Annotated in this window: 1 protein-coding gene; it reads right to left on the bottom strand. The window is 43.4% G+C overall.

Annotated elements, in window-relative coordinates; all coding sequences use genetic code 11:
• Nucleotides 1–376: Calx-beta domain-containing protein (locus HGB55_RS15385; RefSeq protein ID WP_168817983.1), on the bottom strand; the 376-nt coding region annotated here is incomplete at both ends.

Below are 376 nucleotides of genomic sequence, written 5' to 3'. Positions count from 1 at the left end.
CTGATTGTGATTGATAATCATCCTCTGCTATCGCTGTACCGTCTGCTGTTTGGTAATCTACACTGAAACCGCCCTGTACATTGCCTGTTAAGGTTACTTGAACTGTCGCTGTGCCATCACCTTCGTTAACCGTCATATCACTGATGGTTAGTCCCTTGTCTGCACCTCCGTCATTGTCCTGGATAGTTATCTCTCCTTGTGAATCATTGATACCAATCAGCGTCGTGCTTAAATTACTCAAGTTCACATACAAACTCTCAGTCGGTTCTATCAAAGTATCATCTGCTATTGAAACTGTAATTGGATGACTCTCTTCGGTAGTGCCTGCAAAGGTTAGCGTACCTGATTGTGATTGATAATCATCCTCTGCTATCGC

The organism is Lutibacter sp. B1 (genome assembly GCF_012524075.1).
Classification (GTDB): domain Bacteria; phylum Bacteroidota; class Bacteroidia; order Flavobacteriales; family Flavobacteriaceae; genus Lutibacter.
This window is presented reverse-complemented; position numbering and strand designations above follow the sequence as displayed.